Source organism: Pseudoxanthomonas spadix BD-a59, assembly GCF_000233915.3.
In the GTDB taxonomy this organism is placed as follows: domain Bacteria; phylum Pseudomonadota; class Gammaproteobacteria; order Xanthomonadales; family Xanthomonadaceae; genus Pseudoxanthomonas_A; species Pseudoxanthomonas_A spadix.
In genome coordinates this window covers 3,018,191-3,040,517 of the sequence record NC_016147.2, presented here as the reverse complement: position 1 = coordinate 3,040,517, position 22,327 = coordinate 3,018,191, and the positions used below count along the sequence as shown (strand labels likewise).

Below are 22,327 nucleotides of genomic sequence, written 5' to 3'. Positions count from 1 at the left end.
TTTCCGAATCGGAGGAAGACATGCAAGTGGAGACACTATCGGCGATGGAGCTCCAGTACCACGTGGAGCAATTGCTAACCCGCTATGTCCAATGCATCGATGATGATCGGCTGGAAGCATGGCCGGACTTGTTCGTGGACGATTGCAGCTATCGGATCATTCCGCGCGAGAATGCCGATCGCGGCATGTCGATCGGCATCATGGATTGCGACAGCCGCGGCATGTTGCATGACCGCGTCGTCTCGCTACGCAATGCCAACGTCTATCCCGAGCACTTTTACCGGCACCTGGTGAGCAGCGTCCATATCGCAGGCATCGACAATGGCGAGATCAGCGTCCAGAGCAACTACGCGGTGCTGCAAACCCGCAACGACGGCACTACCAAGCTCTACAGTGCCGGCCGCTACATGGACCGCATCGTCGCGGTCGGCGACGCCCTGCGCTTCAAGGAAAAACTGGTGATCTTGGACACTTATCGCATCGACACTCTGCTCGCGCGCCCTCTTTAGGGCGAACGTCGCGCAGACTCTGAACAGAGGAGAACACACAATGAATGTCGCATCTGAGCAGGCCCAGGCACGGGTCCAGTTGACGGAGGAAGGCCACCGCGTTCCGTACAAGGTCTTCACCGAGCGCAAGTACTTCGATCTGGAGCAGGAGCGGCTGTTTCGTGGCAATAGCTGGTCCTTCGTCGCACTGGAGGCCGAGATCCCCAGCGCGGGCGACTACAAGGCCACTTTCGTGGGGCAGATCCCAGTGATCGTCACCCGCGCCGAAGACGGCAGTGTGCACGTGATGCAGAACCGCTGCGCCCACCGCGGCGCGCGCGTGTGCCGCAGCCTGCGCGGCAACACCCCTAATCTGGAGTGCGTGTATCACCAGTGGGCCTATGATCTCAAAGGCAACCTGATCGGCGTGCCGTTCCGCCGAGGCATCAAGCGCAAGGGCGGCATGCCTGAGTCGTTCGACATGAGCAGGCACAGCCTCACGCAGCTGCGCGTGGAGACGTTGCACGGCGTGGTCTTCGCCACCTTCTCCGAAGAGGTCGAACCGCTGCAGGAGTATCTGGGCGAGCGGACGGTTAATGCGATAGCACGTATTTTCAATCGCCCGATCAAGGTCCTGGGCGATCAGCGACAGTACATTCACGGGAACTGGAAGCTCTACGCGGAAAACACGCGTGACCCCTATCACGCCAGTCTTCTGCACTTGTTCCATGCCACCTTCGGCCTGTACCGCTCCTCACAGACAGGGGGCTCGCTGCTCGGTGGCCGCCAGGGCCGTCACTCGATGTTGTATTCGCAGAGCAGCTCGAACAACGACGAGCTCGACAAAGAGATATTCAAGGACGCGCGCTCCTTCGACTCCAACTTCAGGCTGCAGGATCCTTCCCTGCTGGCCGGACGCAAGGAGTTCGACGATCCGGTAACGCTGATGATCCTGGCGGTCTTCCCAAACCTGGTGTTACAGCAGATCGCCAACACGCTGGCGGTACGACAGATCGTCACCTACTCCGAGAACGAGTTCGAACTGGTGTGGACGCAGTTCGGCTATGCCGACGACGACCAGGAGATGCAGTCCATCCGCCGCAAACAGAGTAACTTGATCGGGCCGGCCGGGCTGATTTCGATGGAGGACGGCGAGGCGGTAGAGCTGGTGCACGGCGCGGTGGTGCGCGATCAGGAGCAGGCTTCCTACATCGGGATGGGCGGCGGCAAGGCTGAGGACGCCGAGCACTTGGTCACCGAGGGCGCCATAGTCGGCTTTTGGGACGCCTATCGCGACATCCTGGGCCTGGGCAAGCAATATCAATTGGGGACCGAATAAGTCTTCGTAGGTTGGCATGAGCCAGTTTGAGGTTGAAATACTCGACCCTGCCGAGCACTCATCCTGAGGCGAGCAGCGCGGCGTGCTTTCTGCCGTGGCCGCTTTCCTCCATGTCAAAAAGGGTGATCGGAGCACCAGGGCCAACCTCTACGTGATCCGCGGAACCAGCTCGGATCGATGGTCGGCATAACCTATCATTTCTGACCGAAAACAGAATGGACGGCGACGCAGGCCTGGCGGCATGGCGAGACCGCTGCACCGCCAGCCTGCGCAGCACCCTGGCGCTTTCAGCCTCCTCTCCACCGATGAGCCGGCGGTGGGCCTGCTGCACTACGGAGGCACCTTGGGCTTGGCCGTTGCCGCGCCTGGAGGGGCGCCGAGCTGAGCTGGGCCGGGCGCGCGAGCTGGCCCACGATGCCCAGGGCGACCCCCTCGCCCGCAGACCACGGTCGGGTACACGTTCTGGCCACGCGCCGGGCAACCGTCACATTGTCCAGATTCTGGACAATGTGACGGCCAGCGCCTCGCAGCGACAAGGGGTTGCGGGATTGAGCCAAAGGTGGATGGCCTGCGCATGCGGGCACGCGCAGGCTGCGGCGACGGTTTTCCATCGAGGTACTTTCCATGTCAAAAGACGATTTCCTGCCTGCCAGCCTGTGGGCCGGCAAGGTGTTCACCGGCCAGTGGAGCGCCACCGGCGCCACCCAGCCGGTGATCGAACCGGCCAGCGGCGACACCCTGGGCAGCATCGGCATGGCCGACGCCGCGCAGATCGGGCGCAGTGCTGCGGCCGCGCGGGCCGCACAGCAGGCCTGGGCAGCGGCGCCCTACGAGGAGCGTGCCCAGGTGCTGCGCAAGGCTGCCCAGCTGGCCGAGCAGTACACCCCGCAGATCATGGAATGGATCGTGCGCGAAAGCGGCTCGACCCAGCCCAAGGCCGGCTTCGAGGCTTCCATCAACGCCAAGGGGCTGCATGAAGCCGCCGCGCTGCCCTCGCGCGCGGTCGGCGAAGTGCTGCCCTCGGTGCCGGGCCGCCTGAGCCTGGCCCGACGCCGCCCGCTGGGCGTGGTCGGGGTGATCTCGCCATTCAACTTCCCGCTGTACCTGGCCATGCGCGCGGTCGCCCCGGCGCTGGCCCTGGGCAACGCGGTGGTGCTCAAGCCCGATCCGCGCACGGCCGTGTGCGGTGGCTTCGTGATTGCGCGCCTGTTCGAACTGGCCGGCCTGCCCGCGGGCCTGCTGCACGTGCTGCCGGGCGATGGCGCGGCCGGCGCGGCGCTGACCGCCGACCCCAACATCGCCATGATCCAGTTCACCGGTTCGACCGCCGCCGGCCGCAAGGTCGGCGAAGCGGCAGGCAAGCATCTGAAGAAGGTCTCGCTGGAACTGGGCGGCAAGAACTCGCTGATCGTGCTGGACGACGCCGACCTGGACCTGGCCATTGCCAACACCGCATGGGGCGTCTACCTGCACCAGGGCCAGATCTGCATGGCCGCCGGCCGGGTGCTGGTCCAGCGCGGCATCTACGATGCCTTCCTGGAAAAGCTCAACGCCAAGGCCAGCTCGATGGTGGTGGGTGATCCGTCCAAGGGCCAGGTACACCTGGGGCCGATGATCAACACCGCCCAGCGCGACCACACCGCCAAGGCCGTGGCCGATGCCACCGCCGCCGGTGCCAAGGTCGAGACCGGAGGCGGGTACGAAGGCCTGTTCTTCCAGGCCACCGTGCTCAGCGGCGTGACCCGTGACAACCCGGCCTTCAACGATGAGATCTTCGGGCCGGTGGCAGTGGTGGTGCCGTTCGACACCGATGAGGAAGCCATCGCCCTGGCCAACGACACCGAGTACGGCCTGTCGATGGCGGTGCTGTCATCGAACGTGGGGCGCGCGCTCAAGCTCGGCGAACAGTTGCGCACCGGGCTGCTGCACATCAACGACCAGACCATCAACGACGAGGTCATCAATCCGTTTGGCGGCGTCGGTGCCTCGGGCAACGGCACCAGCATCGGGGGGGCGGCCAACTGGGAGGAGTTCACCCAGTGGCAGTGGCTGACCGTCAAGGGCGATGCGCCCGCCTATCCGCTCTGATCCGAAGGACCATACCCATGAACGCAGAAGTGAACATCCGCGAGATTACCGCCGCCGTCGTCCGCTCGCAGGGCGCGCCGTTCACCATCGAACAGGCCCGGCTGCGCGCGCCGCAGGGTGATGAGGTGCTGGTGCGCGTGGTCGCCACCGGCCTGTGCCACACCGACCTGATCGTGCGCGACCAGTACTACCCGGTGCCGCTGCCGGCGGTGCTGGGCCACGAAGGCGCCGGCGTGGTCGAGGCACTTGGCCCCAACGTCAAGGATCTCAAGGTCGGTGACCATGTCGTGCTCACCTATGGCGCCTGCGGTCATTGCCATCATTGCGACAGCGGCCATGGCGCGTACTGCAAGGATTTCTTCGGCCTGAACTTCGGCGGCAGCGACCTACAGGGCAACACCGCCATCACCGATCCGGCCGGCGCGCCGCTGCACGATCATTTCTTCGCCCAGTCCTCGTTTGCCAGCTATGCCCTGAGCCGCGAGAACAACGCGGTCAAGGTCCCGGCCGATGCGCCGCTGGAACTGCTCGGGCCGCTGGGCTGCGGGATCCAGACCGGTGCCGGCGCGGTGATCAATTCGCTGAAAGTCGGCCCGGGCAGCAGTTTCGTCAGCCTCGGTGCCGGCGCGGTGGGTCTGAGCGCGGTGCTGGCCGCGCGCGTGGCCGGCGCGACCACGATCATCGCGGTGGACGTGGTGGCCTCGCGCCTGGAGCTGGCCACCGAGCTGGGCGCCACCCACGTGATCAACAGCGGCGAGCAGGACATCGTGGAAACCGTGCGCGCCATCTGCGGCGGTGCGGATTTCGCGCTTGAATCCACCGGCCGCCCGGAAGTGCTGGCGCAGGGCATCGAGGCGCTGGGCTCGCTGGGCAGCATCGGGGTGGTCGGCGCGCCCAAGCTGGGGACCAAGGCCGAGTTCGACGTCAACAACCTGTTGCTGGGCGGACGCAGCATCCGCGGCATTGTCGAAGGCGACAGCGTGCCGCAGGTGTTCATCCCGCAGCTGGTGCAGCTGTACCAGCAGGGCCGGTTTCCATTCGACAAGCTGGTCAAGTTCTATCCGCTGGACCAGATCAACCAGGCCGCAGAAGACAGCACCAAGGGCCTTACCCTCAAGGCGGTGCTGCGTATGCCGCAGTGACGCGGGCATGCACTTTCGAGGTGACCTGGTGCGAATTCGAATCTGCAATCCTTTCGGTCGACGCGTGTAACGGACGCTGAAAACCCCGCGAAATCCTATGTAGCCGCGCCATCCTCCAAATATTCGACTGAATAAATCGAGATCTAGGGGCACATGCAACAACAAGACTTTGTGAAACTGATCGCGTGCAGCCAGCTGGAGGACGATTTCGGCGCGAAGCTCGAGTTGAGTGAGGTTCCTCCATTGGCGGTGCTCTGATTGAGCGACGAGTTCTTTGTCATCGATGATACGTGCACGCATGGTGATGCATCTCTATCGGACGGAGAGTTATTTTCGAATGGAGAGGTGAGTTGTCCGTTCCATGGCGGGACATTTGACGTCAGAAGTGGCGCCGCATGCAAATATCCTTGTGTGGTGCCGATCAAAACCTACAGGACCAGGATTATAAATAATTCGGTCTGGATTGATTTAAGTTGATTTTGTGCGGTTTTTGTGTTGCAGGTGGCGGGGGTTTTGCACTTGAACGCGCTTCAACTCATTGATAATGGAGTAGACAAATGAACATGTTGGAAAAGACGATCCCTTTCCTGGATCAAGCTGAATCCGGGCCACGACGGGTCAGTCGTGAGATATTCACGAGCCCCGAGCTTTTCGAGCTTGAGTTTCCCAGGATTTGGGAAAAGGTCTGGGTCTATGGCGCCCACGAGAGCGAGATCGCCAAGCCTCGCTCGTTCGTTACCCGGTGGGTCGGCCGCGTGCCGGTCATTATCAACCGCAACAAGGCCGGCGAAATCAATGCGTTCGTAAATGTATGTACGCACAGAGGCGCAACGCTGTGCCGCGTTTCCAAGGGAACGCGTGCAAATTTTGTCTGCCCGTTTCACGGCTGGGCATTTGACGATAACGGTTCCTTGATCGCCCCGATGAATGAGCAAGACGCCGGCTACCCCGATGGCTTCGAAAAGAAGGCCCTCTTATCACGTTGCGGCCACTCATGCAAACTATGTTCAGACCCTAAAAAACCGGGCGAGTTCCACCACCAAGGGTCAGAAGACGAAGGCCATGAATGTGGGAGACCTCCCGAATGCCCGGGGTGGTTATTATGACTTGAAGAACGGTCATACCCTTATCTGGTCGGACTGGACAAATCCTCAGGATAGGCCTCTGTTTCCTGTGAAGGACGAGCTCAAGTCGCGCATGGGCGAGGCAAAGGCGGAGTGGGCTGTCGGCAGGTTGAGAAATCTGCTCATTTATCCCAACGTGTTTTTCATGGACCAGACCAGCAGTCAGATCAGGGTATTTCGTCCCTTGGCGGTGGATAAGACGGAAGTGACGATCTACTGTTTTGCCCCCAAGGGGGAGGCGCCAGCGGCTCGGGCGCATCGGATCAGGCAGTATGAGGATTTCTTCAATGCCAGTGGCATGGCAACTCCCGATGACCTGACGGAGTTTTCCGAGGTCCAGAAGGGTTCGCGGGCGCATGATGTGGTTCGCTGGAGCGACATGTCCAGAGGCATGAGTCATGAAATCTTGGGCCCCGACGATCTCGCAAAAGAATTGGGCATCAGTCCGGCGAGTAGTGGTGCAAAAATCGAAGATGAAGGGATCTTCCTGGCGCAGCACGCCAGGTGGCTGGAACTCATGGGGCTTGAAGGAGAGCAGTAATGGCTGTTGCGTTGGAAGCGCGGATGCGCGTGCAGGATTTTATTTCTGCAGAGATACGTTATCTGGATGACCGGGACTGGGATAAGTGGCTGTCGCTGTTTGATGAGGGGGTGGAGAAACCACGACGTTTTACGGAACCTACCATTACCATCTTATCGAAGATGGAAGCGAGTTCCGTATCGGGGCCAAGAAAGTCATTGTGATGAATGATTTGATTCCCACTGTGCTTGATATCTATAACATTTGACCTTTGGGCGGGTGGCGCGATGTTGGCGACAAGAAAAATTACCGCCGGGCATGGGAGTCTGTCTGTAGACGATGTGCCTGCGCCAAAGGAGGCCCGCGGCAGCGACGTATTGGTGAAGGTCGAGGCAGCTGGAATCTGCGGTACTGACCTGCTGATCTACACGTGGGGCGACTTTGCGAAGTCTTCGCTTGTTTCGCATCGCGTGGCCCTTTCCGATGCACAGGATGCGTTTGAAATGGCGTTGAATGGAAAGTCGTTAAAAATCCTGTTTGAGCCCAATGGCGCATGTGCCTGATCATGAACGTGAGGAAAGCGAGGGCAATGATTGGGGGGGGGAGATGCTAACCTCTCCGCTCCTTCAACAAATTTTAGTTCCATGAGCGTTGGCTGACTCGCAGGCATTCGTACTGATGAATTGCATCAGCCTCAATGGATTAGCCTGGTTGAAAGTTGACTGGTTTAATCATCTGAATAGGTAGAATAGGGAGAGACGCGTGGATACACTTCGTTATTATCTGATTCCCCTGGTTACTGCGTGTGGGATGTTCGGTTTTTACGCCGGTGGCGGGTGGGTCTGGCTCGGCGCTGCGACCTTCCCAGCACTATTGGTTTTTGATGTCCTTCTGCCCAAGGATTACGCAGTCAGAAGGGCCAACCCGTTTTTTGCGGATCTCACGCAGTATTTGCAGCTGCCATTGATGATCGGCCTGTATGGACTGCTTGTTTTTGGGGTCAGGGACGGGAGGATCGACCTTAGTGAACCAAGCCAAGTCATAGGGTGCATTCTTTCCTTGGCCTGGTTGAGTGGTGTGCCCACTCTTCCGGTTTCGCATGAACTGATGCATCGGAGGCATTGGTTGCCGCGGAGAATTGCTCAGCTGTTGGCGACGTTTTATGGTGACCCAAACCGTGACATTGCTCATGTTACGACGCATCACCTCGAACTCGATACCCCGCTAGATAGTGATACGCCGTACCGCGGCCAGACAATTTATAGTTTCGCGGTGACCGCGACGATTGGTTCTGTCAAGGATGCGGTCAAGATCGAGGCTGAAACCTTGCGGAGAAAAGGCAAGTCGCCATGGAATTTGTCTAACCGCGTTTACCAGTATGTGGTGCTTCTGATCGCCTTGCCCGGTACAGTGGCTTTCTTTGGAGGAGCGGCAGCCGGGTTGGTGACCATTGCTGCGATGATCATTGCGAAAACGATTGTCGAGGGTTTCAATTACTTCCAGCACTATGGTCTGGTGCGCGAAATCGGCCAGCCTATCCGCCTCCACCATGCCTGGAACCATATGGGGCCGATCGTGCGCCCGCTGGGTTGCGAGATCACGAACCATATCAATCATCACATTGACGGCTATACCAGGTTCTACGAATTGCGTCCGGAAAGGGAAGCCCCGCAGATGCCTTCGCTGTTCGTGTGTTTCCTTCTTGGGCTGGTTCCGCCTCTGTGGTTCAATCTGATTGCAAAGCCAAAATTGAAGGACTGGGACCAACGATATGCGTCGCCAGGTGAGCGCGAGCTCGCAATGGCAGCCAATAAAAAGACCGGGTGGCCCGTTTGGGTTGAACAGGGCGCTCGCTGATTGAAGTGGGCCGAAGCTCGTGAATGTGGGCGACCGGGGAGTGAGTTAGCGAACGGTGCGCTAACTCCTCCTGCAAGTGCTCACGCGGGAGTACATAAATAGTTTTTTAGGCAAGCGACCGAGTACGAGCTTAATTACGGGTCTTTCTAATGAATTTGTATAAGAAAATCACTGGGCTCTTTTCCCCTGCTCCGGCATCGAAGGTTTTGGTGAGGGGCCAGCATATTGAATTCACCGTGCCGCGAGGTCAAACGATCCTCGAAAGCGCCCTGCGTGAAGGAATAGGGTTTCCACACGATTGCAAAGTGGGTACCTGTGGTACGTGCAGGTATAAATTGGTCTCCGGAAAGATAGGCGAGCTTGCATCCTCTGCCATGGGACTGAGTGGTGACTTGTATCAATCCGGATATCGCTTGGGTTGCCAATCCATTCCCAAGGGGGATCTGGAAATTGAGCTGGATACACAGCTGGGCGGGGCAATCGCGCCCAAAGAAACGAGTGCGGTGATTAGCGGACAGAGAAAGCTTGCGCACGACGTAATCGAGTTAACCCTCGTGCCGGAGAACGAGATCTTTTTCAAGCCGGGGCAGTATGCGGATATTGAATGCCGGGAGTTGTCTGTTGTAAGGAGTTATTCATTTTCCTCGCCTTTCCAGGCTGGAGGTTCCCTGAGTTTCCATGTTCGTCTCGTTCCGGGCGGCGTCTTCAGTGGTTGGTTGTTCGGTGCTGATCGAATCGGCACCACGGTGACATTGCGGGGGCCTTATGGACAGTTTGGGCTACATGAAAGCGATGCGGTGATGGTTTGCGTGGCGGGCGGAACGGGCCTGGCGCCAATCAAGTGCGTTTTGCAGGGAATGAGCCAGGCTCAGCGTAGGCGCGACGTGCTGCTGTTTTTCGGGGCTCGTCAAGAGCGTGATCTCTATTGCCTTGATGAGATAAGGGCGCTGCAGAAGATCTGGGGCGGACGTTTTGAGATTATTCCTGTTTTATCTGAAGAGCCGGTTGCGTCTGCGTGGCAGGGAAAGCGAGGCATGGTGACTGAATATTTCGAGGAGTTCCTGCGGGGGCAGTCGTGTGAGGGATACCTTTGCGGACCGCCCCCGATGGTGGATGCGGCGGAGTTGGTGCTTCTCCGACTTGGCGTGGCGCGCGAATGCATATATGCCGATAGATTTTTCAATCGAATCCCAGGATGAGCTTCCGAAGCTGAGAGCTGGATTTCAGTCAGCGCGGCAGACGTGCTCGTTCAAGTCTCCCACGAGCGCATTGGTCGGCGCTCGCCCAAGACTTGCTGGCCTGAAGTCGAAAGTGGCCCTGGTCGTGATCAGGTGCGAGCAGATGCTGGCCGATTGGGTGAAGCGTTCAGAGTTCAGCCCGACCAGATTGCCATGCGGAAGGATCAGTTCGCTTGCCCGTGCAGCGAATATATTCGGGCAGGAATCACCCTGAGGGACCGTCGCAGCGACGGCCTGTGCAATTTAGCAGAAGCGCACTTGCTCGCGCTCAGGTCACTGAACCGAGGGCCCGCCAATGGAGCACGATGAAGATGCTCGGCATCGTGTTGTAGCAGGGCGGATGAGGCGGTGCGCAAGCCGCGCCGTTGAGCTGCCCCGCGCCCGAAGCTCGATGCCGACCCATCATGCGGATGTGGGTGGATGACAGCTCCGCTGGCGAACTCAACGGTGGATGCTGCGATCACCATCCAGCAGCGACAGGCCCCGTAGGTGCGGGGCCGGCGTCGGCAGGGACGGGAAGTGCATCGGCTTCATGGTGCGGTGCAAGATATGCTGCGAGGTAGGAAATGATACTTAACTGATTTGGCTGCAGCCGATTCGTCGCGCTCCGGGCGGCGGTCCGTCATTGGTTCCTCCAGGTGGAGTTGCGGCGTATCCTTCGCAGTCGGTGAAACGGCGGAGGGCCGGTGTCGATGTCGATGTTCCCGGTGATGCAGCAACAGCAGCTCGATGTGGCCCGTACCCGGTTTGCGCAGGGCGAACCGCTGCCGGAGGCCCTGCTTCCCGATGGCCTGGCGCGCTCCTGGGAGCGTTCGCGCCGGGCCGGCGTGCAGCCCTGGCAGGCGCCGCAATACGACATCGCGCAGCGCCCGCACAACGTGCGTGAGCAGCCGGACGACCGTCGTCTTTACCAATCCGTGCATGAGGAAATCGAGCAGCTGTGGAGCGCCTTTGGTGGCCCGGCGTGGACCATCTTCTGCGCCAATCCCCAGGGTGTGATCGTGCACGCCCGGCACAGCCCGTCCTGCGATGACGCGGTCCTGCGACCGATCGTCACTGGTCGGCGCATGGCCGAACGCGACATCGGCACCACTGCGCCCAGCTGTGTGCTCAGCGATGGTTGCGAGGCAACCGTGCAGGGCAACCAGCACTACCTGCGTGCATTCGCGCAGATCTTCTGCCTGTCGGTGCCGTTGTGGGGCACCGAAGGCCAGGTCATCGGCGCGCTCGACATCACCGGGCGCGGGCAGCGCGATGCCGGGCTGCTGCAGGAGCACTTCCGCCAGGCCGCGCTGTCGGCCGAACATCGGCTGTTTGCCACGCTGCGCCATTGCCATCTGCTGGCAGTCCAGCACGATCCACGCTGGCTGGCCACGCCGCTGGCCGGGATGCTGGCGGTCGACGAGGACGGCGGCCTGCGGGCCGCCAGCCGGGTGGCGCGACGCATGCTGGGCCTGCCTGTGCAGGGCGCGGTGTCCACCTGGACGCTGGAGCAGCTCTTCGAGGACGCCTTGCCCGCGCAGCAGCGTCGCCTGCTGCAGCCGGCGCATCACGCGCAGCGGCTGGCTCGCGCCGACGGCAGTCACCTGTGGGTGCAGCACCTGCGCGCGCCGCTGCGCGGCGTGGCCGCGGCTGCGCGCCTGCAGGCGCATCCGGGTGTGCCCGCGCCAGCGCGCGCGGTCGGACCGGCGCCCGGCGACGGCGATCTGCAGGAACACACGCTGCGGGCCATCGTCCAGGCGCTGGGCGAGCGCGACGGCAACATCGCCGCCACCGCACGCCAGCTGGGCATCTCGCGCACCACGCTCTACGCCAAGCTGCGCCGGGCGCGTGACGCAGGCCTGCTGCCCGGCTGACTCCGCCAGCCTCCCGCGGCTTTCAGTCGCGGAAGTTGTCGAACTGCAGCGGCTGTTCGAACTGCTGCTTCTTCAACAGCGCGATGGCGTCCTGCAGGTCGTCGCGCTTCTTGCCGTTGACCCGCAGCTTGTCGCCGTTGATCTGGGTGTCGACCTTGAGCTTGGCCTGCTTGATCGTGGCGGCGATCTGCTTGGCCAGCTTCTGTTCGATGCCCTGCTTGACCGTGATCTTCTGGCGGGCGCCGGCCAGGTTGGTTTCGACCTCGCCAAATTCCAGGCAGCGCGCATCGATGCCGCGGGCGATCAGGCGCGCACGCAGGATGTCCTCCATCTGCTTGAGCTGGAAATCGCTGGGCGCGGACTGATTGATGGTGTCCTCTTCCAGCACGAACCTGGCGTCCACGCCCTTGAAGTCGAAGCGGGTGGACAGCTCGCGGTTGGCCTGGTCCACCGCATTGGTGAGTTCGTGGCGGTTGACCTCGGAAACGACGTCGAAGGACGGCATGGCGTGCACCGGAAACTGGAAAAAAGAAGTGCAAGGGTAGCGCAGCCGCTGCAAGGCGCCAGTCGTGGCGGCGAGCGGGCCATCGTCACCGCGCACAGGTGCCGCCATGATCCGATGCGGGCCCTTGCTCGCGCGGGGAGCTCCACGCCATGCCGCTGCTGATCGTGTTGGGGTCCTCATGCTGGTGCTGGTGGCCTGGGTGCTGCTGCTGCCGCTGTGGCTGTCCCTGCGCTCGCGCCAGGGCAGGGCTCGTCGCCGGCTGGTGCGGCTCAACGCCTGGGTCCTGGGTGATGCTGGGGTCGGCCGGGGTGTTGGTGGCCAGCATGGCGCTGACCGGGCACTGGTGGCCCGACGCCCTGGCGCATGCGCTCTGCGGCCTGGTTGCGGGTCTGTGCACCGGCACGCTGGCCGTGCTGCTGGGACGGCCTGCTGCTGGGCCATGGCCTGGCCACGGCCTGGGGCTTGCGCTGGCGGCTGCCGCGCAGGCCTTGAGCGATCAGATCTGGTCGTCTTGGTCGTTGAGGATCTCGATCGCGCTGTCAGTGGCGCGGGCGATGCGCTCGACCACCTCGTGCACGCGGCGCACGCCTTCCTCGTTGGGCGCCTCGACCTCGATTACCGAAAAGCCCGGCGCAGCATCATCGCTGAGGCCGGCCGAACTGGAATCGTCGTCGTCCATGTGCGGCATCAGGTCCTCGATCTCCTCGACGTGCTCGATGCCTTCGATGGCTTCCAGCGCGTGGGTCAATGCCAGGGTGGCGTCGTCGGTGCCGGTGACGCGCAGGCGGACGGTGGGCATGCGGTACTCCCGATGAAGTGTTGGGCCACGATGCTGACCACGCCGGTGCGAAGGTGCGGTGAGCACAACGGGTTGCGGCGCTTGCTGCATGCATGAAAAAAGCGACGGACCGGCAAGGTCCGTCGCTTCGATCAGGCATGGCCACCGATGCATGGCCGCGCCGCGGGCGCTTCGTTTAGAAGCGGGCGCCGATGCCCACGCCCACGGTCCACGGACTCAGGTCCAACTCCTCGCCGGTGCCGCTGCCGTTGACGGTCAGCTCCGGCGACCCATCCAGGTAGCGCGCATCGACACGGGCGAACCAGGTCGGGTTGATGTTCATGTCCAGGCCCACGGTGCCGATGGCGCCCTTGGCGTCCTCCACCCCGACGTGTGCGCCCGGCACACTGCCCAGCGTTTCGTTACTGAAATTGGACTGGTAATAGCCCAAGCCCACGAACGGACGGAACACCTGGTCCGGCGTGCCGAAGTGATACTGACCGCTGATCGCCAGCGGCAGCTGGTCGACACGGCCGACCTTGCCGGCGTTGTCGCTGACGTCGTGCTTGAACTTGTCGGCCGCGCCCCACAGCTCCACCGCGATGTTGGGCGTGGCGTACCAGCTGGCGCTGATGGTCGGGGCGGTGTCGCCGTCCACGTCCAGGCTCGAGCCATCCAACGGGCGCGAGGACGGCTGCAGCACCGTGGCACTGCCAACCACGGCCCAGCGCTTGTAGGCGGCATCGGCGTCGCCGCCGGTGGTGCTGTTGGTGGCTACCCCGCGCGGGCTGCCATCGTTGTCGGTCGCCGCGGCGACGGCGTCCTGTGCAAACACGGGGGGAGCGGCGAGCAGCGGCACCAGGGCCAGGCCAAACAGGCGAATCTTCATGGGTGTACCTCTTCGTTCTTGTGAGTTGCGGCCCGCCTCGATGGCGGGACGGCGCACACCATAGGAAGCGGAAGATGAACACTTGCCCGCGCCCCGGTCAGCATTCAGGCTGATCCACAGCCGCGCTTCATCTTGTTGCAGGCGGTGCCCGGCGCATCGCCAATGGCGACGTAGGGAAACGTTAAATCCTGGCGGATTTCTTCACGCTGACGCGGTCGGGTTGTGGCCGTGGCGAATTCATCTTTGCGCCATGTCGGCGTTGTCATTCGCGCACATGATGCATCGGTTGTCAGGCGATGGAAGCCGGCGCATGTGGCGCGGCGGGCGGGCGGGAAAATCCTGGCGGGACAGTTGCAGCAAGCCTGCGGTCACACCGCTTCCAGCGCCTTGAGGTAGTTCTGTCGCCACTTGGCGATGTCGTGTTTTTGCAGGTGCTCGAACATCGCCCGCCAGCGCTCGATGCGCTGCGGCCTGGGCATCGCCGCGGCGGTGGCGATGGCGTCGGCCACCCCATCCAGGTCGTGCGGGTTGACGATCAGGGCCTGGGTCAATTCGCTGGCCGCACCGGCCAGCAGCGAGAGCACCAGCACGCCCGGGTCTTCCGGATCCTGGGCGGCGATGTATTCCTTGGCGACCAGGTTCATGCCGTCGCGCAGGGGCGTGACCAGGCCGATGCTGGCGGCGCGGAAGAAGCCGGTGAGCGTGGCGTGGGTGTAGTTCTGGTTGACGTAGCGGATCGGGGTCCAGTCGGCTTCGGCGTAGGTGCCGTTGACGTGGCCGGCGATCTGCTCCAGCTGGCTGCGCAACATCTGGTATTCGGCCACCTCGCCGCGCGAGACCGGCGCGATCTGCAGGAGGGTCAGGCTGCCGCGCTGCTCCTTGTACCGCTTGAGATAACGCTCGAAGCCGGCAAAGCGCTCGGGCAGGCCCTTTGAATAATCCAGCCGGTCCACGCCGATGGCCAGCTGCCGCCCGCGCAGGCTCTGGCGCAGCTCGCGCACGGCCGGCTTGTTGATCGCGGCCCTGGCTTGCTGGGCGATGAAGCCGGTATCGATGCTGATCGGGAAATCGCCGGTCTGCACGCGGCGTCCGCCCGGTGCCTCGACCAGGTCGCCACCGAGCACCTTGCCGCCGCCATACAGGCGCACATAGGCCTGGAAGCGCTCCACATCGCGTCGGGTGTGGAAGCCGATCAGGTCGTAGGCATACATCGTGCTGAAGAATCGCTGATGGTCCGGCAGCGCGGCCAGCAGGTCGGCCGAGGGCATCGGGGTGTGCAGGAAGAAACCGATCCTGCAGCCGATCCCGCGTTCGCGCAGTCGTGCGCCCAGCGGGATCAGGTGGTAGTCATGGATCCAGACCGTATCGCTGTCCTTCAGCAGCGGCGCCAGCTTGTCGGCAAACAGGGCATTGACCCGGTGGTAGCCCTCGCGCTTGCTGCGGTCGTAGTCCACCAGATCAAGACGGAAATGCAGCAGTGGCCACAGCGCGCGGTTGGCGAAGCCGGTGTAGTAGGCATCGTGGTCGGCGCGGTTGAGGTCCATGGTGACGAAGGTGATCTGGCCGTCGACCTGCTCGTGCAGGGTGCCGCTGTCCTGGCGGGTGACCTTGCCGCTCCAGCCGAACCACAGCCCGCCGCGTTCCTTCAATGCCGCGCGCAGGCCGGTGGCCAGACCGCCGGTCTGCGGCTGGCCGGGCAGGGCGACCCGGTTGGAGACGACCACCAGGCGGCTCATGAGGCCTCCTGCCAGGAGCGCGACAGGCGCATGGCGGCGATGATCAGGCCCACGTGCGAGTAGGTCTGCGGGAAGTTGCCCCAGGCCTCGCCATCGTCGAAGGCCAGGTCCTCCGAGAGCAGACCCAGGTGATTGCGGCGCGCCAGGATGCGTTCGAACATGCCGCGCGCCTCCTCGGTGCGGCCGATGGCGGCCAGCGCATCGATGTACCAGAAGGTGCAGATGGTGAAGCTGGTTTCCGGCTCGCCAAAGTCATCGGGCGCCACGTAGCGGAACAGCGCATCGCCCTTCTTCAACGTGTTGCCGATGGCCTCGACGGTGGCGATGAACTTGGGATCGTCGGCGGCGACCAAGCCGATGTCGGCCAGCAGCAGCAACGAGGCATCCAGGTAGTCGCTCTGGAATGAGGCGCTGAAGTAACCCAGCTCCTGGCGCCAGGCGCGTGCGACCGTGTGGCTGCGGATGGCGTCGGCACGCTCGCGCCAGCGCGCGGCGCGTTCGCCCAGGTCAAGGCGCGCGGCGATCTTGGCCAGGCGGTCGCAGGCGGCCCAGCACATCGCCGCGGTGTAGGTATGGACTTCGGCGCGGCCGCGGAATTCCCACAGGCCCGCGTCGGGCACGTCGTAGAGGGCGAAGGCGCGCTCGCCCAGGGGTTCCAGCCGCTCGAAGGTGTGCACATCGCCGGGATCGACCAGCCGCTGGTCGAAGAACAACTGGGTCGAGGCCAGCACCACGCTGCCGTACACGTCGTGCTGCTTCTGGATCCAGGCCAGGTTGCCGCGCCGCACCGGGCCCATGCCGCGGTAGCCGGCCAGGCTGGGGATCTCATCCTCGTGCAGCTCCACGGCAAAGTTGATGCCGTACATCGGCTGCAGCGAGCCGTCATGGGTGGCGATGTTGAAGATGTAGGCCAGGAACTGCTCCATGGTGCGGGTGGCGCCCAGCCGGTTGAGCGCGCGCACCACGAAGGCCGCATCGCGCAGCCAGCAGTAGCGGTAGTCCCAGTTGCGCGGAGTGTTGGCCGCTTCCGGGATCGAGGTGGTCATCGCCGCGATGATCCCGCCGGAGTCCTCGTACTGGCACAGCTTGAGCGTGATCGCGCTGCGGATCACCGCGTCCTGCCAGTCCAGCGGGACCGACAGGTAGCGCACCCACTCGGTCCAGTACAGGCGGGTGTTTTCCTCGGCCTCGCGCACGTAACCGGCCAGCGAGCGGCGCAGTGATTCGTCCACGCCCAGCACCAGGTGTAGCTGATGGTTCAGGACGAACGAGGTTTCCTCGCGGACCAGGCGCACCGGCACGTCGGTGGTCAGGCGCAGGGTGAACTCGGGCAGGACCCAGCGAATATGGTTGCTGCCCCAGGTCGAATCGGGCTTGCGCGCGCCCCAGTCGGCCAGCGGTCGGGCGCGCACGCGGATACGCGGGTTGCCGGTGAGCGGGCGCACCTGGCGAATGATGCTGACCGGCCGGTAGAAGCGCTGGTTCTCGCGCCAGCGCGGGGCGAAGTCGATGATCTCCAGCGCATTGCCATGCGTGTCGCGCAGCACGGTGCGCAGGATCGCGGTGTTGGTGATGTAGTGCTGCTCGCTGGATTGAAAGTCTTCCAGCTCCACCGCGAAGTCGCCACCTGCCTGGTCCCTGGGCGAGAGCAGGCTGCAGAAGGCCGGGTCGCCATCGAAGGCCGGCATGCAGCTCCAGACCACGCGCGCCTGCTTGTCGATGAGGGCACCGAAACTGCCGTTGCCAATGACGCCCATGTCCAGATTCGGGTGGCTCATGCGTGCTCCAGGGTTGTCGCGGCGGGGGCGGGGGGAAGGGGAGAGTGGCGGGACCGGGGACTCGGGACCGGGGACCGGGGACCCGGGACTCGGGACTCGGGACCCGGGAGGAGCAAGAGCAGGTGCAACATCAATATCAACAGCAACAGCAGGGTTCACAGTTTGAACCCTCCGCGTCTCCGCTTTTCCAGGACCCGGGTCCCGAACACTAAAGGTTCGACTGCAGCCAGGCGTGCACCGCGGTGACGTCGGGCAGGGCATACATCGCATGGCTGTTGGGGCGCCGGCCGACCAGCACGCTCCAGCCGCCGAGCGCATTGGCCGCCTCGAAGCCGTATTCGTCGGTGAGGTCGTCGCCGACGAATACCGGGGTGCGCCCGGCAAATGGCGGGTGTTCCATCAGCCTGCGCACCGCGCGACCCTTGTCCACGTCGGCCGGGACCAGTTCCAGCACCTGGTCGCCGGGCTGGATGCGGTAGCCATCCAGCCGCGGGGCAAAGCGCGCGGCCAGTGCCTGCAACGCATCGGCAGCCTGCGGTGCGGCGCGCCAGTGCAGGGCGACGGCACCACCCTTGTCCTCCACCCGCACGCCCGGATAGCGGTGGGCCAGCACGGTGGCTTGGCGATGCAGCTCGGCCAGCGCGTCAGGGACCTCCCGTGGAGCCTCCGGTGCGCCGCGCAACTGCTGGCCGTGCATGCCGGCGGCGGGCAACAGGAGCGGAGTGAAGACCTGGTCCAGCGTCGCCAGTGGCCGGCCGCTGACCACGGCCAGGGCGCCGCCCAGCCGATCGGCCAGCCTTGCGAGCGTGTCCAGCCCGCCGCTGGGGAGCGCCACGGTGCCGGGATCGTCCTGGAATTCCAGCAGGGTGCCGTCCACATCCAGGAACAGCGCGCAGCGCTCGGGCAACGCCGGTGGCGGCGGAAATCGGTTCGGGGGGCTGACGGTCATGGCCGCGGTCTTCGACAGGCAAACATTCGGTGGCCGGCATTCTTGTCACATGCCGGTGAACACCCGGTGTTCATCATGAAGCAACGGCTGGAACCGGCGCGGAGACGAAATATCGTCTTTGAGTGACGCGTTTTCGCCCTGCGACCATCCGCCAAGGTTGGCCGGCCGCCGGGCGGACGTACAATGGCCCGCCCGCCCCACATGCAATCCAAAACCGGAGTTCCCCAAGATGGCTCAAGCCCAGGAAGCACGCGTTCCCGACATCGGTGACTACCGCGACGTGCCCGTGATCGAGGTGCTGGTCTCCGTCGGGGACACGGTGAAGAAGGATCAAGGGTTGATCACCCTGGAGTCGGACAAGGCCACCCTGGAAGTGCCGGCCGCGTTCGGCGGTGTGGTCAAGGAACTCAAGGTCAAGGTCGGCGATACCCTGTCCGCAGGCGACGTGGTCGCCTTGATCGAGCCGCAAGGCGAAAGCCAGGCCGCCGCGGCCAAGGCCGAACAGGAAGCCGAGGCGGCGCCGGCGAAGGCCGTCGCGCCGTCGCCGGCCAGGCCGGTCGAACCCGACGCGCCGGTCGAGCCGGTCGACACCAGCCCCACGCCCGACAAGCTGACCCAGCGCGAGATCGCGATGTCGCAGTCGCGCACCGCCTCGGGCGCGACCTCCGGCCAGGCCGAACCGCCATCGCCGCCGACCAGCACCCCGCCGGTGAGCTTCGACGCCGCGCGGGTGATGCCTGACAAGGTGCCGCACGCCAGCCCGGCCGTGCGCCTGTTTGCCCGCGAGCTGGGCGTGGACCTGCGCCAGGTCACCGGCAGCGCCCGCCATGGGCGCATCACCAGGGAAGACGTGCAGGGATTCGTCAAGCAGGCCCTGGCCGGTGGCGGCGCGAGCGCCGCCGGGGGTGGCAACGGCCTGAGCCCCGGATCAGGTCCCGGGCAGGCGCTGCTGCCGTGGCCGAAGGTGGACTTCAGCAAGTTCGGCCAGACCGAGGTCAAGCCGCTCAGCCGCATCCAGAAGATCTCCGGCGCCAACCTGGCCCGCAACTGGGCCATGATCCCGCACGTCACCCAGTTCGATGCGGCCGACATCACCGAGCTGGAAGACCTGCGCGTGGCGCTCAACCAGGAAGCGGAAAAGTCCAGGTCCGGCGTCAAGCTGACCCTGCTCGCCTTCCTGATCAAGGCCAGCGCCGCGCTGCTGAAGAAGTACCCGACCTTCAATGCCTCGCTGGATGCCTCCGGCGAGAACCTCACCCTGAAGCAGTACTTCCACATCGGCTTTGCCGCCGACACCCCCAATGGGCTGGTCGTGCCGGTGATCCGTGACGTGGACCGCAAGGGCATCAACGAGATCGCCGCCGAGACCGGCGAGCTGGCCGGCAAGGCCCGCGAGGGCAAGCTCGGCCCGGCGCAGATGAGTGGCGGCTGCTTCTCGATCTCCTCGCTGGGCGGCATCGGCGGCACCGCATTCACGCCGATCATCAACGCGCCGGAAGTGGCGATCCTGGGCGTGTCCAGGTCGTCGATCCAGCCGGTGTGGGACGGCAAGGCCTTCCAGCCGCGCCTGATGCTGCCGCTGTCGCTGAGCTACGACCATCGGGTCATCGACGGCGCGCTTGCCGCGCGCTTCACCGCCGATCTGGCCAGGGTCCTGGGCGACATGCGCCGGGTCCTGCTGTAAGGCCAGCGACGATGGGGCCTTGCGCGGCGATGCTGCGCAGCCGGGGTGAGCGCACGACCATGGAGGGTCGGGCCGTCTCTCCGGGGCCGCTGAACACACGCCAGGGATGGCACCTGCCCAATTCCTACGAGGCTGCGCATGGCAAACACCATTGAAGTGAAGGTTCCGGACATCGGCGATTTCTCCGACGTGCCGGTGATCGAGGTGCTGGTCTCCGTTGGCGACACCGTCGCCAAGGAACAGGGCCTGATCACCCTGGAATCGGACAAGGCCACCCTGGAAGTGCCGTCTCCGGCTGCCGGTGTGGTCAAGGAGGTCAAGGTCAAGGTTGGCGACACGCTCAGCCAGGGCGATCTGGTGGTCGTGCTCGAAGGTGAGGACCAAGCGGCTGCACCAGCAGCGGCCAAGCCCGCCGCGCCGGCCAAAGCCGCGCCCGAAGCCCCCAAGCCCGAAACCCCCAAGCCTGAAGCCAGCAAGCCTGAAGCCAGCAAGCCTGAAGCCAGCAAGCCTGAAGCCACCAAGCCTGAAGCCAGCAAGCCTGAAGCCGCCAGGCCCGCTACCGGCGGCCCGATCGAAGTGCGGGTGCCCGACATCGGCGATTTCTCCGACGTGCCGGTGATCGAGGTGCTGGTCTCCGTCGGCGACACCGTCGCCAAGGAACAGGGTCTGGTCACCCTGGAATCGGACAAGGCCACCCTGGAAGTGCCGTCTCCGGCCGCCGGTGTGGTCAAGGAGGTCAAGGTCAAGGTCGGTGACCCGCTCAGCCAGGGCGACCTGGTCGCGATCCTGGAAGGCGAGGGCGGCGATGTTGCCGCCGCGCCGGCGGCCGCCGAAGCGGCGCGCGCCGCGCCGCCGGTGACCCCTTCCCCCGCCCGGCCCGATGCCATCGCAGCACCCAGGGCCGCCGCCGGCACCGGCAGCAAAGCCGACATCCAATGCCGCCTGGTGGTGCTCGGTTCCGGCCCCGGCGGCTACACCGCCGCCTTCCGCGCCGCCGACCTGGGCCTGGACACGGTCCTGATCGAGCGTTACCCCGCCCTGGGCGGGGTCTGCCTCAACGTCGGCTGCATCCCGTCCAAGGCGCTGCTGCACTCGGCCAATGTCATCGACGAGGCGGCCCACGCGAGCGAATGCGGAGTCGAATTCGCCGCGCCCAGGATCAACCTGGACAAGCTGCGCGAGTACAAGGACAAGGTGGTCGGCAAGCTCACCGGCGGCTTGGCCGCCATGGCCAGGCAGCGCAAGGTGCAGGTGGTGCAGGGCACCGGCGTGTTCGTCTCGCCCAACGAGATCCAGATCACCGGCGAGGATGGCAAGCCCCAGCTGCTGCGCTTCGAGCAGTGCATCATCGCCGCCGGCTCGCAGGCGGTGAAGCTGCCCAACTTCCCCTGGGACGATGCGCGGGTGATGGACTCCACCGACGCGCTGGAACTGGCCGAGGTGCCGAAGAAGCTGCTGGTCGTCGGCGGCGGCATCATCGGCCTGGAAATGGCCACCGTGTACGGCGCCCTGGGCAGTGAGGTGACGGTGGTGGAGTTCATGGACCAGCTGATGCCCGGCGCCGACAAGGACCTGGTCAAGCCGCTGGCCGACCGTCTGAACAAGCAAGGCGTCAGCGTCCACCTCAAGACCCGGGCGGCCGGGGTCAAGGCCGAGAAGAAGGGCATCACCGTCACCTTCGAAGCGGCGACCGAGGGCGAAAAGCCGGCGCTGGAATCAGGCACCTGGGATCGGGTGCTGGTCGCGGTGGGACGCTCGCCCAATGGCAGGAAGATCGACGCCGAGAAGGCCGGCGTGCAGGTGACCGAGCGCGGCTTCATTCCGGTCGACCCGCAGATGCGCACCAATGTGCCGCACATCTTTGCCATTGGCGACATCGTCGGCAACCCGATGCTGGCCCACAAGGCCAGCCACGAAGGCAAACTCGCCGCCGAAGTCGCCGCGGGGGAAAAGAAGGAATGGGTCGCCCGGGTGATCCCCTCGGTCGCCTACACCAACCCGGAAATCGCCTGGGTTGGCGTCACCGAAACCGAGGCCAGGGCCAAGGGACTCAAGGTCGGCGTGGCGAAATTCCCGTGGGCCGCCAGCGGCCGCGCCCTCGGCATCGGCCGCACCGAAGGTTTCACCAAGCTGATCTTCGATGAAGCCACCCACCGCATCGTCGGCGGCGCCATCGTCGGCGTGCATGCCGGAGACCTGCTGGCCGAGATCGGCCTGGCCATCGAAATGGGCGCAGAAGCCGAAGACATCGGCCACACCATCCACGCCCACCCGACCCTGAGCGAGTCGGTCGGCATGGCCGCCGAGGTCTACGACGGCACGATCACCGACCTGTACATCCCGAAGAAAAAGTAAG

General features: G+C 64.1%; 19 protein-coding genes and 1 pseudogene. 14 read left to right on the top strand and 6 right to left on the bottom strand.

Annotated features, from left to right (window positions below):
* The first annotated feature begins 20 nt into the window (after nucleotides 1-20).
* The 12 genes and pseudogenes from DSC_RS13685 (at nucleotide 21) to DSC_RS13650 (ending at nucleotide 11,652) form a co-directional block, all read left to right on the top strand.
* Entirely contained in the window at nucleotides 21-509 is a 489-nt protein-coding gene (locus DSC_RS13685) for an aromatic-ring-hydroxylating dioxygenase subunit beta (RefSeq protein ID WP_202944891.1), read from the top strand.
* Between the two features lie 40 nt (nucleotides 510-549).
* Nucleotides 550-1,827 carry an aromatic ring-hydroxylating dioxygenase subunit alpha gene (locus DSC_RS13680; protein ID WP_014161784.1) on the top strand — a complete coding sequence of 426 codons (1,278 nt, stop codon included), beginning with the start codon at nucleotides 550-552 and terminating at the stop codon, nucleotides 1,825-1,827.
* Between the two features lie 609 nt (nucleotides 1,828-2,436).
* The gene (locus DSC_RS13675; protein WP_425476625.1) at nucleotides 2,437-3,915 is read left to right on the top strand and encodes a benzaldehyde dehydrogenase; all 1,479 of its coding nucleotides are present in this window, start codon (nucleotides 2,437-2,439) and stop codon (nucleotides 3,913-3,915) included.
* Nucleotides 3,916-3,932: 17 nt separating this feature from the next.
* Complete coding sequence (locus DSC_RS13670) at nucleotides 3,933-5,057, top strand: NAD(P)-dependent alcohol dehydrogenase (protein WP_014161782.1); 1,125 nt, start codon at nucleotides 3,933-3,935, stop codon at nucleotides 5,055-5,057.
* 258 nt (nucleotides 5,058-5,315) lie between these two features.
* Nucleotides 5,316-5,534: a Rieske 2Fe-2S domain-containing protein gene (locus tag DSC_RS17600; protein ID WP_202944890.1), complete on the top strand. Its 219-nt coding sequence runs from the start codon at nucleotides 5,316-5,318 to the stop codon at nucleotides 5,532-5,534.
* A gap of 80 nt (nucleotides 5,535-5,614) precedes the next feature.
* Nucleotides 5,615-5,965, top strand: a pseudogene (locus DSC_RS17380) (Rieske 2Fe-2S domain-containing protein); the annotation flags it as partial.
* Nucleotides 5,966-5,984: 19 nt separating this feature from the next.
* Nucleotides 5,985-6,722: an SRPBCC family protein gene (locus DSC_RS17375; protein WP_337998573.1), complete on the top strand. Its 738-nt coding sequence runs from the start codon at nucleotides 5,985-5,987 to the stop codon at nucleotides 6,720-6,722.
* Nucleotides 6,722-6,925, top strand: coding sequence for a nuclear transport factor 2 family protein (locus DSC_RS16760; protein ID WP_148268144.1), 204 nt, complete (start codon nucleotides 6,722-6,724; stop codon nucleotides 6,923-6,925). The genes DSC_RS17375 and DSC_RS16760 overlap by 1 nt, the downstream gene beginning before the upstream one ends.
* Before the next feature lie 63 nt (nucleotides 6,926-6,988).
* Nucleotides 6,989-7,264 carry an alcohol dehydrogenase catalytic domain-containing protein gene (locus tag DSC_RS17015; protein ID WP_193384086.1) on the top strand — a complete coding sequence of 92 codons (276 nt, stop codon included), beginning with the start codon at nucleotides 6,989-6,991 and terminating at the stop codon, nucleotides 7,262-7,264.
* Nucleotides 7,265-7,463: 199 nt separating this feature from the next.
* Nucleotides 7,464-8,558 (top strand): xylene monooxygenase subunit XylM, encoded by a 1,095-nt coding sequence (gene xylM / locus DSC_RS13660; RefSeq protein WP_043290721.1) that lies wholly within the window; start codon nucleotides 7,464-7,466, stop codon nucleotides 8,556-8,558.
* A 149-nt stretch (nucleotides 8,559-8,707) separates the two neighbouring features.
* Nucleotides 8,708-9,757, top strand: coding sequence for an NADH:ubiquinone reductase (Na(+)-transporting) subunit F (locus DSC_RS13655; protein ID WP_083833567.1), 1,050 nt, complete (start codon nucleotides 8,708-8,710; stop codon nucleotides 9,755-9,757).
* A 731-nt stretch (nucleotides 9,758-10,488) separates the two neighbouring features.
* Nucleotides 10,489-11,652 carry a helix-turn-helix domain-containing protein gene (locus DSC_RS13650; protein WP_014161777.1) on the top strand — a complete coding sequence of 388 codons (1,164 nt, stop codon included), beginning with the start codon at nucleotides 10,489-10,491 and terminating at the stop codon, nucleotides 11,650-11,652.
* 22 nt (nucleotides 11,653-11,674) lie between these two features.
* On the opposite strand, the gene DSC_RS13645 is transcribed toward DSC_RS13650, so the two are convergent.
* From DSC_RS13645 to otsB, 6 genes are all read right to left on the bottom strand, one after another.
* Complete coding sequence (locus tag DSC_RS13645) at nucleotides 11,675-12,157, bottom strand: YajQ family cyclic di-GMP-binding protein (protein WP_014161776.1); 483 nt, start codon at nucleotides 12,155-12,157, stop codon at nucleotides 11,675-11,677.
* A 496-nt stretch (nucleotides 12,158-12,653) separates the two neighbouring features.
* Nucleotides 12,654-12,956: a hypothetical protein gene (locus DSC_RS13640; RefSeq protein ID WP_014161774.1), complete on the bottom strand. Its 303-nt coding sequence runs from the start codon at nucleotides 12,954-12,956 to the stop codon at nucleotides 12,654-12,656.
* A gap of 175 nt (nucleotides 12,957-13,131) precedes the next feature.
* Nucleotides 13,132-13,824, bottom strand: coding sequence for an OmpW/AlkL family protein (locus tag DSC_RS13635; RefSeq protein ID WP_014161773.1), 693 nt, complete (start codon nucleotides 13,822-13,824; stop codon nucleotides 13,132-13,134).
* 368 nt (nucleotides 13,825-14,192) lie between these two features.
* On the bottom strand, nucleotides 14,193-15,560 hold the full coding sequence (gene otsA, locus DSC_RS13630) for an alpha,alpha-trehalose-phosphate synthase (UDP-forming) (RefSeq protein WP_014161772.1): 1,368 nt from the start codon (nucleotides 15,558-15,560) through the stop codon (nucleotides 14,193-14,195).
* Nucleotides 15,557-17,338 (bottom strand): glycoside hydrolase family 15 protein, encoded by a 1,782-nt coding sequence (locus DSC_RS13625; protein ID WP_014161771.1) that lies wholly within the window; start codon nucleotides 17,336-17,338, stop codon nucleotides 15,557-15,559. The genes otsA and DSC_RS13625 overlap by 4 nt, the downstream gene beginning before the upstream one ends.
* Nucleotides 17,339-17,546: 208 nt before the next feature.
* Nucleotides 17,547-18,287, bottom strand: a complete 741-nt coding sequence (gene otsB / locus DSC_RS13620) for a trehalose-phosphatase (RefSeq protein WP_014161770.1) — start codon at nucleotides 18,285-18,287, stop codon at nucleotides 17,547-17,549.
* A 229-nt stretch (nucleotides 18,288-18,516) separates the two neighbouring features.
* Here otsB and DSC_RS13615 point away from each other — a divergent pair, with 229 nt between their 5' ends.
* Both DSC_RS13615 and lpdA read left to right on the top strand, forming a co-directional pair.
* Nucleotides 18,517-19,971: a dihydrolipoyllysine-residue acetyltransferase gene (locus tag DSC_RS13615; RefSeq protein ID WP_014161769.1), complete on the top strand. Its 1,455-nt coding sequence runs from the start codon at nucleotides 18,517-18,519 to the stop codon at nucleotides 19,969-19,971.
* Between the two features lie 138 nt (nucleotides 19,972-20,109).
* Nucleotides 20,110-22,326 carry a dihydrolipoyl dehydrogenase gene (lpdA, locus tag DSC_RS13610; protein WP_014161768.1) on the top strand — a complete coding sequence of 739 codons (2,217 nt, stop codon included), beginning with the start codon at nucleotides 20,110-20,112 and terminating at the stop codon, nucleotides 22,324-22,326.
* The last annotated feature ends 1 nt before the right edge of the window (nucleotide 22,327 follow it).

Bases quoted from the DNA above. Each gene is read 5' to 3' on its own strand.
- otsA (WP_014161772.1), bottom strand. From the start codon at position 15,560: ATGAGCCGCCTGGTGGTCGTCTCCAACCGGGTCGCCCTGCCCGGCCAG.
- DSC_RS13615 (WP_014161769.1), top strand. From the start codon at position 18,517: ATGGCTCAAGCCCAGGAAGCACGCGTTCCCGACATCGGTGACTACCGC.
- lpdA (WP_014161768.1), top strand. From the start codon at position 20,110: ATGGCAAACACCATTGAAGTGAAGGTTCCGGACATCGGCGATTTCTCC.
- DSC_RS13650 (WP_014161777.1), top strand. From the start codon at position 10,489: ATGTCGATGTTCCCGGTGATGCAGCAACAGCAGCTCGATGTGGCCCGT.
- DSC_RS13625 (WP_014161771.1), bottom strand. From the start codon at position 17,338: ATGAGCCACCCGAATCTGGACATGGGCGTCATTGGCAACGGCAGTTTC.
- DSC_RS13655 (WP_083833567.1), top strand. From the start codon at position 8,708: ATGAATTTGTATAAGAAAATCACTGGGCTCTTTTCCCCTGCTCCGGCA.
- DSC_RS13640 (WP_014161774.1), bottom strand. From the start codon at position 12,956: ATGCCCACCGTCCGCCTGCGCGTCACCGGCACCGACGACGCCACCCTG.
- DSC_RS16760 (WP_148268144.1), top strand. From the start codon at position 6,722: ATGGCTGTTGCGTTGGAAGCGCGGATGCGCGTGCAGGATTTTATTTCT.
- DSC_RS13680 (WP_014161784.1), top strand. From the start codon at position 550: ATGAATGTCGCATCTGAGCAGGCCCAGGCACGGGTCCAGTTGACGGAG.
- otsB (WP_014161770.1), bottom strand. From the start codon at position 18,287: ATGACCGTCAGCCCCCCGAACCGATTTCCGCCGCCACCGGCGTTGCCC.
- DSC_RS13635 (WP_014161773.1), bottom strand. From the start codon at position 13,824: ATGAAGATTCGCCTGTTTGGCCTGGCCCTGGTGCCGCTGCTCGCCGCT.
- DSC_RS13645 (WP_014161776.1), bottom strand. From the start codon at position 12,157: ATGCCGTCCTTCGACGTCGTTTCCGAGGTCAACCGCCACGAACTCACC.
- DSC_RS13685 (WP_202944891.1), top strand. From the start codon at position 21: ATGCAAGTGGAGACACTATCGGCGATGGAGCTCCAGTACCACGTGGAG.
- DSC_RS13670 (WP_014161782.1), top strand. From the start codon at position 3,933: ATGAACGCAGAAGTGAACATCCGCGAGATTACCGCCGCCGTCGTCCGC.
- DSC_RS17375 (WP_337998573.1), top strand. From the start codon at position 5,985: ATGAGCAAGACGCCGGCTACCCCGATGGCTTCGAAAAGAAGGCCCTCT.
- DSC_RS17015 (WP_193384086.1), top strand. From the start codon at position 6,989: ATGTTGGCGACAAGAAAAATTACCGCCGGGCATGGGAGTCTGTCTGTA.